Below are 16,069 nucleotides of genomic sequence, written 5' to 3'. Positions count from 1 at the left end.
GCGGCGCCCCGCCGCGGAGTCGCCGGCCGCTTGGGCGGGTCGGTGCGGGAGTGGCATAATGAAGGGGAGTCGAGCGACTGTCATCGCCCGACTCCCCGGAGACATCCGGGAATGTTGATCTCAGCGCCCCAACAGGACGCTGAGCAGAGCCGCAAGGGCCCAGATCATCGGCGGAACGGTTCGGATCGCGGTCCGCCAGATCTGGGCCCTCTGCTCGCTCGTCATCCCCTTCGGCCCGCTCGCCCTGCGGCGTCGGCGCTTCCGGTTCTTCGACATGCCCAGAGGCCACCTCCTCTCGGTGCGCTCCCCGGCAGGCCAGTACTGTGTTGATCCGGGGGTGCGCCGTGGAGGCGGGATCATCATGACACGGCCGGTGATGTCCCGAGGCTCGTTGAGGCCGGGGATCCGCGGGTTCGGGCTCCAGCGGTGGGTTCGACCTCCACTGGTTCAGCCCCGACCGCCGCCTCCCCGCTGGCCCCGCCCTGTTTCGGCGGGGCGGCGCTTCGCCGTCGAGGATCCGGGCGCGTGGGATCCGGTCGTGCTCGATGAGGTGCGGGACGTGGGCGTCGTGCTGCCCTACGAGGATCAGGACGCCTTCGACGCCAGGTTCGCCGAGATCGTCAGGCGCCTGCCCGTGCCCGCTCCCGCGTGACGACCCGCGACCGGGAGCGCGGGCGGGTCGCGATGGAGCTGCGCCCCCGGGCGCCGCCGACGCGGGTCCTTCGACGGGGTCTTCGGCGATTCCTTCCTCTCATGCTTCTCGTGCGCACGAGATGCGCGCCTACTTGCGCTCTTTCGATCCGCCTGATCGGGCTGCGACGATGATCTGCGGGCCTGCCGTGAGCGCCGTCGCGATGCCCATCGTCGACGCGGCCACGGGCCGACCTGCGATCAGGAGCCCCACCGTCAGCACTCCGAGTATCCACGGGAAGAACGCCACCGCCCAGGCGGCAGCCACGAACGCTCTCGCCTCGGCGCGCGTGGCTGTATGCCTGTCCTCTACGTCCGCTGCTCTGGCCGCGATCAAGGAGTCCTGGTCCTTCTCCGCCATTCGCAAGATACGGTCAGCAGCTCCAGGGAGCACCGCCTCGTACCCCTTGAACTCGTGCGGCGCGGGCAGCGGCGCGGAGCGGATCATCGCAGCGGTCTGCATGACGGCCGTCATCTCCTGCGACGGTTCTCCTGATCCATCGCCCTGCGGATCGACCTGCCGGTCTCCTCCCACGCCTTCCCAACCGTGTTGTCGCGCGTGCTCGGCCGCGTCCTCAGTCGTCTGTAATTCCCGGCTGTCGGGTTCAGCGCCAGTAGCGCTCCCCTGGCGGCCGCCGACAGGATCGCCTCCATGGTCGTCATGGTCCGCCTCCCCGTGCCTGCTCATGGGAGCATCATTGTATGTGTTGGGATGCCGCGGGGGTGAATTCTCCATGAGACTCACATATCAGTGACATGAGTCACCATTAATGTCATCCGATGGCTCTCATGACGGCGCCGAGGGCCGGGTCCGGGTGGTCGGGGCGCGATGGGTCTTGGCGGCCGTCGTCGCGGCGCCCTGCGGGATCACGGCTTTTCACCAGTACCCCCTGTGGGGCTCGAACCCACGACCTTCGGATTAAAAGTCCGCAGCTCTGACCTACTGAGCTAAGGGGGCCTGCCACCGGTGCGGGTCTCGCTTGCCGACGGCGCGAACCAGCATAGTCGCGAACCGCGGCTCCCCGCGCTCCCGCGTTCGCGCGCCGCGGCCCGATCGGGCCCGGGCGCCCGGCCCGCCATCGCGATCTGCTCCTCGTGCGCCGTCGCCCGCCGCGCGATCGGGTTCGGGACTCGATCGCGCGGCGGGCGACGGCGCGCCCGGGGCCTCAGCGCCAGAAGGACCGGATGATCTGCTGGAAGCCGCTCGAGGATCCGGATCCGGACGAGGCCGGCCGGTCGGTCTGCACGGAGGCGGCGGGGGCCTCGTCGGTGCCGCCGGCCAGGGTGATGTCGTAGGTCCCCGACCAGCCCGTCGAGTCGGCCGAGCCGCCCCGCGACCACAGGCCCTGGCCCACCGAGTAGCCGGAGGAGGCCGCGAAGCCGTAGTGGGTGACGGACGGGTTGAGCAGCGTGTGCAGGTGCCCGGTCGCGTGGGACCAGGCGCCGCCCTCGGCCACGAGCTGGTCGTACTCGCCCGCCCACATGTCGATGCCGGTGGTGATGCCGGCGCTCGTGTCCGAGGTCATCGCCAGGATCTCGTAGGTGCCGGTGGTGATGTCACCTATCGTCGCGGTGCTCGAGGCCTCGCCGTTGGGGCGGCTGTGCTGGATCTTGCCCATGTCGATGCACTCGGCCAGGCGCTGCACGGAGATCCGCTCCAGGTCCTGGTCCCAGACGACGGCGTCGGCGTAGGCGTCGACGGTGGCGTAGCCCTCCTGCGCCGCGTAGGACTGCACGGTGCCGCCGCGCGCGCCGTCCAGGCTCAGCAGCGGGGGATTCTTGCCCCACATCCGGCGCCTCAGCGCGCGCACGGCGTCGAGGCTCGCCTGGCGGACGGCCGGTTGATCGAGAACGACCGACTGGGTGCCGACCGAGCCCGAGCCGAGGCCGACCCCGGTGTCCAGTCTGGTGGAGGCGGCCGCCGTCGGGGCGGCGAGGACCGGGCCCGCCACGGCGAGGGCGCCGCCCAGCGCCGTGAGGCCGGCGCCGAGCCCGAGGGCGCCGCGACGAGTGGTGGTGAGGACGTGGGCCGTGCTCATGAGCAGGGTTCTCCTTGAGTATCGGTGTCGCTGGATCGGCGCGTCATCCGCCTGCCGCGGTGCGCCGGACGGCCGTGCGGGACTCGCGGTCCCCGGCCGGTCACGGCCACCCTAGGCAGAAAGATCACGATTCGGCAACGATTGCGACGGCGGAGTGTCCGGAACCTCCGCTCCGGTGCTAAATGCCTCACCCGCCCCGCCCCGCCGCCGGGCCGTGGCACCGGTGCGCCGTCGTGCGCCACAATGACCCCCGTCCGGGGGCGCTCGCGGCCCCGCCGCCCGGCCCCGGCCAGGAGAGGAGCGCCCATGACCCGCCAGTTCCACCGCCCCGCCCGCCTCGACCCCGAGGTCGCCGAGGCCATCGAGGGCGGCGAGGATCCCGCCGTCGCCTCCGAGCTCGCCCACCGCACCGCCCAGGCGCTCGTCGGCGGCTTCCCGGAGCCGGACGGCGCGCGCGAGATCGAGCCCATCACCCGCGAGGGCGTCGTCGCCGTGGTCGCCGCCCACGGGGTGGATGCGGTCGCCGAGCTGTGGGCCGACTCGCCCGCCACCACCCTGCCCGGCGCCCTGTGGCGGCTGTTCCTCGTGCGCGAGTGGCTGCGCCGCGACCCCGCGCTCATCGCGCGCCGCTACGCCGTCGTCGTCGACCTGACCGGGGCCGGCCCCGAGGCCCTCGCCCGCCTGGAGGCCGCCCTGGTCGAGGCCAGGCCGGCCCCCGCCCCCGAGCAGGTGCGCGCCGACCTCGACCGCGTGCTCGACGGCGCCGAGGAGACGGGCGCGCCCGGCCTCGCCCCGCTGCTGGCCGCCACCGCCGACTTCCTGCGGGCCCTGGCGGCCGGAAGCGACCCCGTGTGGATCGAGGAGGACGCCGACGAGCTCGCCCACCGCGTCACCCGCCGCCCGCGGGCGCTGCCGGCCACCGCCGACGAACTCGACGAGGCCGCCCGGCGCGCCGCCGCCCTCGCCCTGGACTGAGCCCTGGGCTGAACCGGGCCCGACGGCGCCCCGGGTCCGTCCGGGGGCTCCCGCCGACCGCCCCGGCGTGGGACGATGACCCCTATGACGACTCCCGACGCCCAGAACGCCCCCGCCCGCGACGATGCGCAGGGCCCCGCATCCACCGCGACGACGCTCTCGCGCCTCCTGGGCGGGTGGACCCGGGCCCAGACCGCCCGGCACCCGGACGCGCAGCGGCCCGCCGCGCCCGCCGCTCCCGGCGCGCCCGGCGGGGGCGATGGCGCGGGCCCGGACGGCGCGCGGGCCCCGGAGGCCGCGGAGCCGGACGGCGCGGGGCCGGACGGCGGCGCGGTGGAGCCGGCCGCCCCGGATCCGGCCGGCGCGGGCCCGGTCGGGGGCCTGGGCGGGGCGGGGCCCGTGCCCATGTCGGCGCCCGAGGCCGCGGCCGAGGACATCGAGGACGACGAGGACGACGTCGAGGAGCACGTCTTCGCCACCGCCGACCCGCGCGACTTCGCCGACGACGCCGGCCCCCAGTACGAGGACGAGGACTTCGACGAGGCGGAGGGCCCCGACCCCGAGGCCCCCGGGCGGCCCGCAGCCCCCGCGCCCGTGCCCGTGCCCAGCCCCGCCCCCGCGGCGGAGCCCGCGCCCCCCGCGCCGGGGGCGTCGGGACCGGCGTCGCCGCCCGCCCCCGCGCCGTCACCGGCGCCGTCCGCCCCCGCCTCCGCGCCGGACTCCCGGCGCGCCCGGCACGCCCGGCGCGACGAGGACGCCCGGCGCGACGACCCCGAGGCGGGCCTGGCGCCCCTGGACGGCTTCGCCGACCGCTTCACCGACCGCGAGCTGACCTGGATGGACTTCAACGAGCGCGTCCTGGAGCAGGCCGAGGACCGGGACCTGCCCCTGCTGGAGCGGGCCTGGTTCCTGGCGATCTTCTCCTCCAACCTCGACGAGTTCTACATGGTGCGCGTGGCCGGGCTCATGCGCCGCATCAAGGCCGGCATCACCCCCGTGCGCGCCTCCGGGCTCGACGCCCACCAGGTCGTCGCCGAGATCACCCGCCGCGCCAAGGAGCTCACGGCCCGCCAGGCCGCCCTGTGGCAGGAGGACATCCGCCCCCGCCTGGCCGAGCACAACATCGAGGTCGTCGACTGGGAGGACCTCGACGAGACCCAGACCGAGCGGCTCACCCGCTACTTCCGCCACCAGATCTACCCGGTGCTCACCCCGCTGGCCGTCGACCCCTCCCACCCCTTCCCCTACATCTCGGGCCTGTCCCTCAACCTCGCCGTGCTGCTGCGCAACCCCCGCTCCGGCAAGGAGCACTTTGCCCGGCTCAAGGTCCCGGCGTCGCTGCCGCGCCTGGTCACCGTCCCCGGCCGCGAGCTCAAGGCCTCGGACAAGGCCGCCGGCACCGCCCTCATCCCCCTGGAGAAGGTCATCGCCCGCCACCTCGACCACCTCTTCCCCGGCATGGACATCCTGGAGCACCACCTGTTCCGGGTCACCCGCAACGAGAACCTGGAGGTCGAGGAGGACGACGCCGAGAACCTGCTGACCGCCATGGAGAAGGAGCTCGAGAAGCGCCGCTTCGGCGACTGCGTGCGCCTGGAGGTCGAGGACACCATCAGCCCCTTCATGCGCCGCTACCTCGTGCGCGCCCTGGGCCTGGGCGACGAGGACGTCTTCTCCCTGCCCGCCCCCCTGGACCTGAAGTTCCTCAACATCGTCCACGACCTGGACGTGCCGGCCCTGAAGTACCCGCGCTTCGTGCCCGTGACGGCCGCGGGCCTGGGCGAGGGCGAGTCCTCGACCCCGCGCGACATCTTCGCCGCCATGCGCACCCACGAGGTCCTCCTGCACCACCCCTACGACTCCTTCTCCACCTCCGTGCAGGAATTCGTCTCCCAGGCCGCCGCCGACCCCAAGGTCCTGGCCATCAAGCAGACCCTGTACCGCACCTCCGGCGACTCCCCCATCGTCGACGCCCTCATCGAGGCCGCCGAGTCCGGCAAGCAGGTCGTGGCCATCGTGGAGATCAAGGCCCGCTTCGACGAGGAGAACAACATCGGCTGGGCCCGCAAGCTCGAGCGCGCCGGCGTCCACGTCGTCTACGGGATGGTGGGGCTCAAGACCCACTGCAAGCTCCTGCTCGTGGTGCGCCAGGAGTCCGACGGGCTGCGCCGCTACTGCCACGTGGGCACCGGCAACTACCACCCCAAGACCGCCCGCGGCTACGAGGACCTGGGCCTGCTCACCACCGACCGCGACGTCGCCCAGGACATGACCACCCTGTTCAACCTCCTGTCCGGCTACGCCCCGCGCGCCCGCTTCCGCCGCCTGCTCGTGGCCCCGCGCACCGTGCGCGACGGCCTCATCGAGCGCATCGAGCGGGAGATCGAGCACAAGCGCGCCGGCCGGCCCGCCTGGATCCGCATCAAGGTCAACTCCATCATCGACGAGGCCTGCATCGACGCCCTCTACCGGGCCAGCCGGGCCGGCGTCGACGTCGATGTCGTCGTGCGCGGCATCTGCGGCATCCGGGCGGGCGTGCCCGGACTGAGCGACAACATCCGGGTGCGCTCCATCCTGGGCCGCTTCCTGGAGCACTCGCGCATCTACGCCTTCTGCAACGACGGCGACACCGACCTGTACATCGGCTCGGCCGACCTCATGCACCGCAACCTCGACCGGCGCGTGGAGGCCCTCGTGCGCATCACCGACCCGGAGATGATCGAGCGCCTCACCTGGCTCGTCACCCACGCCGCCTCCGACGCCGTCACCAGCTGGTGGCTGGAGCCCGACGGCTCGTGGGTCCGCCACGTCACCGGGCCCGACGGCGAGCGCCTGGAGGACATCCAGACCACCCTCATGGCCCGCGCCCGCGCCCGCGTCAAGAGCCGGGACTGAGGGCGCGCCGCGCCGTCGGACCGGGAGGAACGGGCCCCGGGGGAATCGGGCCGGACAATTCGGACGTCAGGATCAAGGGAAGGAGAGGCGGAGAGCCGTGGCCGGATCCAGCAGGAGGATCGTGCGCGCCGCCGGGGCGCTGGTGTGGCGGGAGAAGGGCGGGGACCTCCAGGTCCTGCTCGTCCACCGGCCGCGCTACGACGACTGGTCCTTCCCCAAGGGCAAACTCGAGAGCGGCGAGTCGCTGTGCGCCTGCGCGGTGCGCGAGGTGGCCGAGGAGACCGGCGTCCAGGTGCGCCTGGAGCAGCCGCTGGAGACCGTCAGGTACCGGCTCGGCGACGGGACCCGCAAGGAGGTGCGCTACTGGGCGGCGCGCGAGTTGGACCGGGGCTCGCCCGCGCTCGCGGCCCGCGGCCGCATCCCCCGGGCCTCGCGCTCGGAGATCGACGGCGTGCAGTGGATGGGGGTCAAGGAGGCCCGCAAGCGCCTCGACCACGCCATCGACCGCGACCTGCTGGGCTCCCTGGTCGACCTGTGGGAGGACGACAAGCTCGACACCTGGACCCTGGTGCTCGTGCGGCACGCGCGCGCCGTCAAGCGCTCGGTGTGGAACCGGCCCAAGAAGCGCACCGCCGAGCAGGACGAGGCCACGCGCCCGCTGACCGGCGACCACGGGCGGGCCCGCGCCCGCGCCCTCGCGCCGATCCTGGCGGCCTACGGCGTGGGGCGGGCGATCAGCAGCCCGTGGCGGCGCTGCTGCGACACCATGGCCCCCTACTGCCGGGCCGCGGGGCTGAACCTGGAGCTGGAGCCGGCGATCACGGAGCACGCCCACGCCAAGGCCCCCAAGGCGACCCGCAAGGTTGTCGAGAAGGCCCTGCGCATGCGCGAGGGGCCGGTCGCGCTGTGCACGCACCGGCCGGTCCTGCCCGCGGTCATGGACGTGGTCGCCGAGTACGCCCCCGGCAAGCTGCTGCGCTCGGTGCCCAACCGGGACCCCTGGCTCAAGACGGGGGAGATCATGGTCATCCACATGGCGCGGCGCCCGCACGGCAAGATCCGCGCCGTCGCCATCGAGAAGCAGCGCCCCTCCCTGACCGGGGGCCGCTGACCCGCCCGCTCGGGGCGGGGGAGGACGCCGGGCCGGAGAGCGCCAGTCGGCGCGAATGCCGCTCGCGGCGGCTTGAGTTGGAGCCCGGGGCCCGTCGCGGCCCGGCGTCGGGGGTCAGCGTACAGGCAGCCGGCGCCGTCGGCCTATTCGTCCCCCGGGGCGTCGAGGCGGTAGCCGACATTGCGCACCGTCCCGATGATGTGGTCGTGCTCGGTGCCGAGCTTGGCCCGCAGGCGCCGGATGTGCACGTCCACCGTGCGCGAACCGCCGATGTAGTCCTCCCCCCAGACCTCGTGGAGGAGGGTCTCGCGGGTCAGGACCCGGCCCCGGTTGGCGGCCAGGTACTTGAGGAGCTCGAACTCCTTGTAGGTCAGGTCGAGGATGGCGCCGCGCAGGCGGGCCGTGTACGCCGTCGTGTCGATGACGAGGTCGCCGACCTCGATGCGGTCCTCGTCGGCGACCCGCTCCTCGACGCGGCGCGGGCGCAGCAGGCGCAGCCGCGCGGACAGTTCGGCCGGGGCGGCGTCCGCCAGGACGAAGTCCGAGGCCCCCCAGTCGCTCTGGACGACGGCGGCCCCGCCCTCCTCCAGCACCAGCAGGATCGGCGGGCAGTCCATGGGGCCCGACAGCAGCTGGCACAGGGCCCGGGCCCGCCTGAGGTCGCCGCGGGCGTCGAGGAGGACGGCGTCGGCGGCGCCCAGCTCCCCGTAGGAGGAGGGCACCGGGGCCAGGCACTCGACGTGGCCGTCGAGGAAGGACGCGGAGGGCAGGACGTCGGCGGCGTCGTCGGCGCGGGTGAGCATCATGATGCGCACCAGAGCCCTCCTTCCCGCCCGGTGTCCGCGGCTGTGCCAAGGTCACCGGTCAGTGTTCCACATCGAAGGTTTCAGATATGGGACGATGCGCACCGTGATCACCCCGGAGAGCCCGAGCAGCCAGGCCCCCGCCGGACCCGACCCCGCCGACCGGCCCCGCCCGGACGACCGGGCGGGCGCCTTCGGGACGCGCCACGGGGCCCCCAGGCCGGTCGAGCCCGGCCTGGCCGATCCCGCCTGGACGCGCCTGGCGGTCGCCGGCGTCGTGCCGGTGCTCCTGGCCATGACCGCCGTCCTGCCCGTCTGGGCGCGCCTGGCGATCGTCGTCATCCTCGTCCCGCTGGCGGCCCAGGGCTGGCCCGCGCTCGTGCGCTCCGAGCACGACCCGCTGGCCACCGGCGTCATCACCCTCACCGGGGTGGCGGCGGCGCTGACGGTGGCGCTGCGCGACGACTTCGGCAGCGCCGGAGTGGTCATGGCGCTGAGCGTCCTGGCGGCCTTCGTCTCCCAGATGCTGCGGCGCGGCGGGCGGGACGGCCTGGTGGAGGACCTGTCGTCGACGGTGGCCGGCAACCTCGTCGTCGTGTGCGGCACCGGCTGGTGCGCCCTGGAGCCCGGCATGGCCGCCCCCGCCGTCATCGTGCCCTGCGCCCTGGCGCTGTTCGTCGGCGCCGTGCTCACGACCCTGCGGGTGCGCGCCCCCGTCCTGGAGCTGCTCACCGTCGTCGTGCCGGCGCTCGTGGCCGGGGCGGCGGGCGGGAGCCTGGCGGCGGTGGGGTTCTTCGGGCCGGCGCACGTGGGGATCCGCGCCGCCCTGCAGTCCGCGGTGGCGTGCCTGGTGGTCGGCTTCGTCGCCGGGATCCTCATGGCGACGGCGAACCGGGTGCTGTGGACCCACCGCTGGGTGCCCGGGGGCAGGGCGGCGGTGGCCAGCGCGATCGTGCCGGTGCTGGCCGTGGGCGGCCCCGTGTACGCGATCGCCCGCCTCCTGGGCGGCTTCATCGCCAGCTGAGCCGGGCCCGTGGGCAGCCGTCTGGGCAGTCGTCACCCCGACCCGTCCCAGTCCGCGCCGCCAGTCCGCGAGGAGGCCAGGGCGCGCCCGACGAGGGCGCGCCCGAGGAGGATTGCTCCGGCCACAGCCTCGACGGCGGCAGCGATCCAGGCGAATCCGGCGGGGCACGCGATCTGGAGAAGAAGGCCTGCGCCCAGAAGAACGTCGCTGCGCCCGACCGCTCCCGCAATGGCCAGCGCAGCGCCGATAATGCTCGCCAGCGCGAAGGGGACCAGGACGGGGATGATCCCGTCGTAGACGAGGGCGACCCACGCCCCGTACAGCGCCATGGGCGCGGCGGTCGCCGCCAGCGCTCGGGCCAGCGGGCGGCGGAGTGCCGGGACTGTCATGGAAGAGGACCTCACTGCCGGCGACTATAGGTGTCTGAACAGAGCCTGGCAGCGGCCGCCCGGTCGGCCGTGCCGCGGCGCCCTCGAGCGCCTCCGGAGGGACTGGTCGGGAGGGCTCCGGATGGTCCTCGGGGAGCGGGGCGCAGAAAATGGCGCTCTGGGAGGATCGTTCGCGCCGCCCCGTTGAACGCGCCCGGAGGTTTCCGCATGATTCCGCGGTTTTCGCGCCGTGGCCGTCGGGTGCGGAACGGAACGATCCTCCCAGAGCGCCAGAATTCGACTCCGGGACGCGCGCTCGTCTGCGCCGGCGGCGTCAGGCGCTCGGGTGCGTCCCTTGGCGTGGCGGCAATTCCCGCGGCGCTCCCGCCCGCGGGGGGCGGTGCGCGACGCTCGTCTCGAAGCAGCGCGGGGCGAGGCGGCGCTCCCACCCGCGGGGGGCAGGGGCCGCGCCCTTGCGACCGCGTACCCTGCGGGCATGACCTTCTCCATCCCCGACGACCTCGCCCCCGAGCTCTACCCGCTGGCCTGGCTGGTGGGCACCTGGCGCGGCTACGGCATCCTCACCTACGGGCAGACCGTCCCCGAGCAGGCCGTCGCCCAGGAGATGACCTTCGATCACGACGGCGGCCCCTACCTGCGCCAGACGACCACGATCTGGACCCTGGACGCCACCCGCTCCTCCGACCTCGGCTTCGACACGCCCGGCCTGGAGGGATTCGCGCGCATCGCCCCCGCCCGGATCTGGTCCACCGAGACCGCCTACTGGCGCCCCGTCGGCCAGGACGAGCCCGACGGCGAAGGCGGGAGCCCGGGCGGGCCCGGCGCCGCGAGCGCGGACCGGCCCGACGGCGCGGGTACGGATGGGCCCGGCTCCGGCGGCGCGCGCCCGCGCACCGCGCCCCTCACCCGCCTCGAACTCGTCTCGGCCGACCCCGCCGGGCACGTCGCCGTGTGGGAGGGGTGGATCCGGGGGCCGCGCGCCCAGCTCGGCACCCAGGCGGTGGGCCGCACCCGCACCGCCGTCCCGCTCACCCAGATGAACCGCATGTTCGGGCTGGTCGGCGGCGACCTCATGTGGACCCAGGACATGGCGGCCTTCGGCGAGACCGAACTGAAGACCTACGCCTCCGGGCGCCTGGGCCGCGTTCAGGGCCCGGACGCCGCCGGCATCGCCGTCCCCGCGGGCACCGCCGCTGCCGAAGCCTCCGCCGTCCCCGCTGCCAGTGCTCCCGCCGGTGCCGATACCGACGCCGGGGCCGACGACACCGTCGCACCCGCCGCTGCTCCGGGCGCCCCCGCTGGCGCCGAAGCGGCTGACCCCACCAGTCCCGCCGCCGCCGGCGCCTCCGCTCCGAGCGCCTCCGACGCCCGAGCCGCCGGCGCCGAGACCGACCGCAAGGCGCAGTCCTGATGCGCCCCAGCCCGCTCCTGGACGCCCCCGGCGCCCTCGCCGCCGGCCCCGGCCTCGCCGACGCTGACCCCGACGCCCTCGTCCCCGCCCATTACGGCGACCCCCTGCGTGAGCAGCGGCTCCTGGCCGACGGCCTGGCCGTCAGCGCCCTGGCCCGCGACGTCGTCGCCGTCACCGGTGCGGACCGCCTCACCTGGCTCACCACCCTGTCCAGCCAGCGGCTGACCGGCCTGACCCCGGGCGACGGCGGCGCCGAGGCCCTGCTGCTCGACGCCCAGGGGCGCATCGCCCACGCCCTGGCCGCCCTCGACGACGGCCGGACCCTCCTCCTGGTCACCGAGGCCGGGGACGGGCCCGCGCTCGCGGCCCTCCTGGACCGCATGCGCTTCATGCTGCGCGTCGAGGTCGGTGCGCGCGAGGACCTCGTCGCCCTCGGGGCCCTGGGGGCGGGCCGGGAGCGGCTGCGCCGGGCGGCCGACGGCGCCGGCGCCCTCGCCGGGGCCTGGACGGATCCGTGGCCCGGCGTCGTGGAGGGCGGCACCAGCTACGACGTCGGCCTCGACTCCCCGCACCCCGGGCGCGCCTATGCGGCCGGGTTCGTGCTCGTCCCCGCGACCAGGGTCGTGGAGGTGGTCCGGACCTTCGCCGCCGGGGGACTCGCGAACGAAGAGTCCCCGGCCGGCGGGCCCGCGGATGAGAACGCGGAGGATGCGGCCGACGGGTCCCTGAACGAGAATGCCGCCGGCGGGCCCGCCGCGGAGTCCGGCGGGGCGCTCACCGCCGTCGCGGAGCACGACGCCCTGGCCGGGGCGATGGCGTGGGAGGCGCTGCGCATCGAGGCCGGGCGCCCGCGCCGGGCCCGCGAGGTCGACGAGCGCGCCATCCCGCACGAGCTCGACTGGCTGCGCACCGCCGTGCACCTGACCAAGGGCTGCTACCCCGGCCAGGAGACCGTCGCCCGCACCCTCAACCTGGGCCGGCCGCCGCGCCGCCTCACCCTGCTCCAGCTCGACGGCCTGGCCGGCGGGCTGCCCGCGCCGGGCGACGTCGTCCGCCTGGGCGAGCGGGCGGTGGGCGCCGTCACCTCCGCGGCCCGCCACCACGAGCTCGGCCCGATCGCCCTGGCCCTGCTGCGCCGGGGCGTCCCGGTCGAGGCCGCGCTGAGCGTCGATGTGTCCGAGGCGGCCGACGGCCCGGGTGGGACCGGCGCCGCGGACAGGACCGGCGCCGCGGGTGGGACCGGCGCCGCGGACAGGACCGGCGCCGCGGACAGGACCGGCGCCGCGGACGGGACCGGCGGACCGGATGCGGTTGACGCGGCCAGCGGCCCGGCGCCGGGGGCGCGGGTCGTCGTCGGACGCGTGGCCGCCGCCCAGGAGCCGCTCGTGGCCCCCGAGGGCAGGGCCCAGGCGAGCCCCGCCGAGCGCCCGGGCGCCGGCCTGCGCACGTCGCTGCTCCGCCGGCGCGACGGCGGCCGATAGGCTGGCGCCGTGAACGCTCTCGCACAGACCGCCTGGTTCTTCGTCTCCGCCGCCGGCTGGGCCTGGTTCCTGTCCCAGGTCATCGCCGGAGTCCTGGCCGTCTGGGCCTTCCTGGACGTGCTGAGCCGGCCCGCCGAGCACTTCGCCGCCGCCGACAAGCGCAGCAAGAGCTTCTGGCTGGGCCTCAACGCCCTGGGGCTCGCGGTGTTCCTCATCGGCCTCATCCCGCTCATCCAGACGATGAGGAGCCTGCTGGCGACGGGCGTGAGCGCCTCCGGCGGCTTCTCCATGCTCATGCTCCTGGCCGTCGTGGCCAACGCCGTCTACCTCGCGGACGTGCGCCCCGCCCTCGACTACTACAGGCCGGTGCGGGTGCGCTCCCAGATCCGCCGACCCGGCCGCGACGGGCGCGGGCGGGGGCCTTCGGGCCGGCGCCGCTGATGCGCGCCGTCCTGCAGCGGGTGAACCGCGCGGCGGTGAGGGTCGACGGCGAGACCGTCGGCGAGATCACCCGGCCCGGGCTGCTCGCGCTCGTGGGCGCCACGCACGACGACGGCCCCGAGCAGGTCGCCACGATCGCCCGCAAGATCGCCGAGCTGCGGATCTTCGACGGCCCGGGCGACGACGGCGGCGCGCCGGGGCGCGAGGCGAGTGCGAGCGACCTGGGGGCGCCCGTGCTCGTCGTCTCCCAGTTCACCCTCTACGCCGACGTGCGCAAGGGCCGCCGCCCCTCCTGGAACGCCGCGGCGCCGGGGCCGGTGGCCGCCCCGCTCGTCGACGCCGTCGCCCGGGCCCTGCGCCGGCGCGGGATCGAGGTGGCGACGGGGCGCTTCGGCGCCCACATGCTCATCGACATGGAGGCCGACGGGCCCGTCACCATCCTGGTGGAGGCCTGAGGCGCGAGCGCCCCAGGGCGTCGGCGCGAGTGCCGGCGAGGTGCGGAACGTCGGCGAGCGCATCCGGGCGCGATCGGCGGCCCCGGCGGCCCCGCCGGCACGACCCGGGCACAGTCGGCGGTGCGAAAAGGTGGCTGGTGCATATCTTTAGCGCCCCGTCCCCGGACCACCCAGTTGAAGAATGGCGGAATGACGCCGTTCTTTGGACGGCCGGGTCCGCCGGGCGCCCCTAAAAGTGTGCGCCGGCCACCTTTTTGAGCCGGTGTGCCGCCCGCCACCGGCTCGCCCGCGCCCGCGGCGGAGCGGACGGGCCGTCGACAGTCCCTTCCGGGTTATCGACGTGGGTGATGTGAAGGTTGCCCGTGCGTGCCAGGAGGTTCCAGTAGGCGGGTCTTCCCGCGCGCATGGCGCCGCAGGCTCCGAGCAGCTGGTCCGGCGCCCACAGCCGCGGGGTCAGAGCTCCGGGACGGTGCTCGACGCGCATGGTCAGCCCCATGGTGTAAGTAGGAGGGCCCGGATGACGGCGATGTCGCGTTCGGCGGCAGCCTCGCCTATGCCGTCGGCGCCGTCGCGGGCTCGAAGACCCGCGCCAGGCGCTCGGTCACGCGCGACCAGTGCCCCACCTTGCCGGCGATGTAGTGGGACAGGAAGGCGGTGACGTCCTGCAGGTTCAGGTCGCGCACGAACAGGTGGTCGGCGCCGTCGACGAGGGGGCCGTGCTCGCGGATCTGGCGGGACAGCCAGGCCGGCTCGCACACGCACACGTCGAAGGGCAGTGGCTCGGAGTCGGACTCGCCGGCCGGGCCGATCCGCAGGCGCAGCCACAGCCGCTGCCCCTCGGCCGGGGCCACCGGGCCCGCCTCGGGGTGGGCGCGGATCACCGCCCACGAGCGCAGCTCCGCCCGCCGCCACGGGGAGTGCACGTCGTCGGGCCCGGACTTGTCCTGGTAGTCCTCCAGCTCCCAGCGGCCGATGCGCGACAGGCCGGCGCCCAGCTCATCCCACGTGTCCGCCCGGAGCGCCTCGACGCGGGCGGTGAGGTAGCGGATGACCGGTCCCACGCTCATGGGCTCGACGATCACCCGGTGGCGCCCGAAGACCGGGCACCCCCATGAGGTCAGGGTGCGGCCCAGGCGGGTCGGGGTGCTGACCGTCACGGTGACGGGCTCCTCCCCGAGCCGTCCGACGGGCCCGACCATGAGCCTGATGGCGGCCTCGTCGTCCATGGGGTCGTCGGGGGCGTAGTCCTCCCGGAAGAAGTCGTTGACGGACCAGGTCCGTACGTGTGCTCTCATGATTCCTCGATCTTCTGTTGTGCCGGGACTCGGCCGGCGGATGGGGGCGGTGGTGCGCGGACCCGTCGCCCGGCTACGGGCGGGGGGCCGCGGGCGAGGGGTCCGCGGCCCCCCGCCCGGGGTCGGCGGGCCGGGCGCCCTCGGCGGTGAGGCGCCCGACGACGTCGGTGGTGGCGGTGACGGCGGTGGTGACGTTGATGAGGTCAGCGGCGGCGGCGGCGGTGGCGCGCAGGGCGAGGGCGGCGGCGTCGGCGCCCTCGCCCGCGGCCGGGGCGGCGGCGAGTGGGACGGGCGCGGGCGGACGGGTCCGCGGGCCGAGTCCGAGCGCCGCCGCGCCGAGTGCGACGACGCGGGCCGACCGCTGAGCCCACCGGGACAGGGGCATGTCCGCTCCTTCGCTTCCGCCTCATCACGAGTGTAAGGGCGGTTGCCCTCCGGCGGGCCCTTCCGCGGGCTCGTGGTAGCGTTCTCGGCGATGCTGCGCCCGCTGACGGCTCGCCCCCGGCGGCTCGCCCCTGCGGGCCCGCCCCCGCCGGCGGGCGACGACGCCCCGGCGGCCCCGCGGGCGCCGGGCAGCCTCGTGCGGGACGCCCTGCGGTAACCGGGGGGGGCGGGATGAGATACCAGTTCGTCGAGTGGCTGCACGAATTCGACTCCGAGCCCGTCGCCATCATCCAGGAGCTGACCGACGACGGGTGGGAGGTGCGCAAGATCGAGGTGTTCCCCGGCGGTTCGGTCGGCCTGGCCTCGGGCCGGGGCGAATCCGGCGGCTCCGCCCTTGCAGAGCTCCCGTCGCCGGACCTGGACGTCATCAATCGGAGTCCGGAGTTCAACGGGGTCGCGATCGGGCCGCGCCTGTTCGAGGCGCTGTGGCGGGAGGCCTCCCGGGCGCGCCCGCGGCCCTGAGCGCGCCGCCGGGCCCGTTTCCGGCCTCCGGGGTGGGGGCGCTCACCGCGCGGGGCGCTGGGTGCGGGCGGGGCGGGGTGCTACGGTGGGCGGCGTCCGATGGTGTCCCTGCCGAATGGAGTTGACTGTGCCCCTGGGTTCGGATCAGGTCGGC

General features: G+C 75.0%; 15 protein-coding genes and 1 tRNA gene. 9 read left to right on the top strand and 7 right to left on the bottom strand.

From position 1 onward, the window contains the following. Window positions 1–781 precede the first annotated feature (781 nt). The 3 genes from G446_RS20705 to G446_RS0113670 all read right to left on the bottom strand — a co-directional run bounded on the left by G446_RS20705 (window position 782) and on the right by G446_RS0113670 (window position 2,729). Window positions 782–1,378, bottom strand: coding sequence for a DUF2335 domain-containing protein (locus G446_RS20705; protein WP_211228315.1), 597 nt, complete (start codon window positions 1,376–1,378; stop codon window positions 782–784). Between the two features lie 196 nt (window positions 1,379–1,574). Further along, window positions 1,575–1,648 (bottom strand) — tRNA-Lys (locus G446_RS0113675). Window positions 1,649–1,856: 208 nt separating this feature from the next. Further along, window positions 1,857–2,729, bottom strand: a complete 873-nt coding sequence (locus G446_RS0113670) for a CAP domain-containing protein (RefSeq protein ID WP_026410547.1) — start codon at window positions 2,727–2,729, stop codon at window positions 1,857–1,859. Between the two features lie 306 nt (window positions 2,730–3,035). On the opposite strand from G446_RS0113670, the gene G446_RS0113665 reads away from it, so the two are divergent. From G446_RS0113665 to G446_RS0113655, 3 genes are all read left to right on the top strand, one after another. Next, complete coding sequence (locus G446_RS0113665; protein WP_026410546.1) at window positions 3,036–3,704, top strand: hypothetical protein; 669 nt, start codon at window positions 3,036–3,038, stop codon at window positions 3,702–3,704. 84 nt (window positions 3,705–3,788) lie between these two features. After that, window positions 3,789–6,599, top strand: coding sequence for an RNA degradosome polyphosphate kinase (locus G446_RS18150; RefSeq protein ID WP_051286026.1), 2,811 nt, complete (start codon window positions 3,789–3,791; stop codon window positions 6,597–6,599). Window positions 6,600–6,696: 97 nt separating this feature from the next. Further along, a complete protein-coding gene (locus G446_RS0113655; protein ID WP_026410545.1) occupies window positions 6,697–7,710 on the top strand; it encodes an NUDIX hydrolase in 1,014 nt (337 codons plus the stop codon). 143 nt (window positions 7,711–7,853) lie between these two features. On the opposite strand, the gene G446_RS0113650 is transcribed toward G446_RS0113655, so the two are convergent. Further along, on the bottom strand, window positions 7,854–8,525 hold the full coding sequence (locus G446_RS0113650) for a response regulator transcription factor (protein ID WP_026410544.1): 672 nt from the start codon (window positions 8,523–8,525) through the stop codon (window positions 7,854–7,856). Between the two features lie 85 nt (window positions 8,526–8,610). Between G446_RS0113650 and G446_RS0113645 the strand changes: the two genes are divergently transcribed. Next, window positions 8,611–9,537: a tellurium resistance protein TerC gene (locus G446_RS0113645; protein ID WP_245574723.1), complete on the top strand. Its 927-nt coding sequence runs from the start codon at window positions 8,611–8,613 to the stop codon at window positions 9,535–9,537. Window positions 9,538–9,569: 32 nt separating this feature from the next. On the opposite strand, the gene G446_RS0113640 is transcribed toward G446_RS0113645, so the two are convergent. Further along, the gene (locus G446_RS0113640; protein WP_156916699.1) at window positions 9,570–9,926 is read right to left on the bottom strand and encodes a hypothetical protein; all 357 of its coding nucleotides are present in this window, start codon (window positions 9,924–9,926) and stop codon (window positions 9,570–9,572) included. A 475-nt stretch (window positions 9,927–10,401) separates the two neighbouring features. Between G446_RS0113640 and G446_RS18145 the strand changes: the two genes are divergently transcribed. From G446_RS18145 to dtd, 4 genes are read left to right on the top strand one after another with little or no spacing between them, the layout of a single operon-like run. After that, entirely contained in the window at window positions 10,402–11,337 is a 936-nt protein-coding gene (locus tag G446_RS18145; protein WP_051286025.1) for a heme-binding beta-barrel domain-containing protein, read from the top strand. Continuing rightward, complete coding sequence (gene ygfZ / locus G446_RS0113630; RefSeq protein ID WP_026410541.1) at window positions 11,337–12,818, top strand: CAF17-like 4Fe-4S cluster assembly/insertion protein YgfZ; 1,482 nt, start codon at window positions 11,337–11,339, stop codon at window positions 12,816–12,818. Before G446_RS18145 ends, ygfZ begins: the two co-directional genes overlap by 1 nt. Window positions 12,819–12,827: 9 nt before the next feature. Next, complete coding sequence (locus G446_RS0113625) at window positions 12,828–13,259, top strand: DUF2516 family protein (RefSeq protein WP_026410540.1); 432 nt, start codon at window positions 12,828–12,830, stop codon at window positions 13,257–13,259. Beyond that, window positions 13,259–13,714, top strand: coding sequence for a D-aminoacyl-tRNA deacylase (gene dtd, locus G446_RS0113620; RefSeq protein ID WP_026410539.1), 456 nt, complete (start codon window positions 13,259–13,261; stop codon window positions 13,712–13,714). The genes G446_RS0113625 and dtd overlap by 1 nt, the downstream gene beginning before the upstream one ends. A gap of 551 nt (window positions 13,715–14,265) precedes the next feature. Here dtd and G446_RS0113610 read toward each other — a convergent pair. After that, window positions 14,266–15,009, bottom strand: a complete 744-nt coding sequence (locus tag G446_RS0113610; RefSeq protein ID WP_026410538.1) for an Imm8 family immunity protein — start codon at window positions 15,007–15,009, stop codon at window positions 14,266–14,268. Window positions 15,010–15,082: 73 nt separating this feature from the next. Further along, window positions 15,083–15,394 (bottom strand): hypothetical protein, encoded by a 312-nt coding sequence (locus G446_RS18135; protein ID WP_034470826.1) that lies wholly within the window; start codon window positions 15,392–15,394, stop codon window positions 15,083–15,085. A 230-nt stretch (window positions 15,395–15,624) separates the two neighbouring features. Here G446_RS18135 and G446_RS0113600 point away from each other — a divergent pair, with 230 nt between their 5' ends. After that, the gene (locus G446_RS0113600) at window positions 15,625–15,915 is read left to right on the top strand and encodes a DUF6881 domain-containing protein (protein WP_026410537.1); all 291 of its coding nucleotides are present in this window, start codon (window positions 15,625–15,627) and stop codon (window positions 15,913–15,915) included. Window positions 15,916–16,069 lie beyond the last annotated feature (154 nt).

It is taken from the genome of Actinomyces dentalis DSM 19115 (assembly GCF_000429225.1).
Taxonomy (GTDB): Bacteria; Actinomycetota; Actinomycetes; order Actinomycetales; family Actinomycetaceae; genus Actinomyces; species Actinomyces dentalis.
Note: the sequence above shows the minus strand (reverse complement) of the source record. Positions and strands in the feature narration are given on the sequence as shown.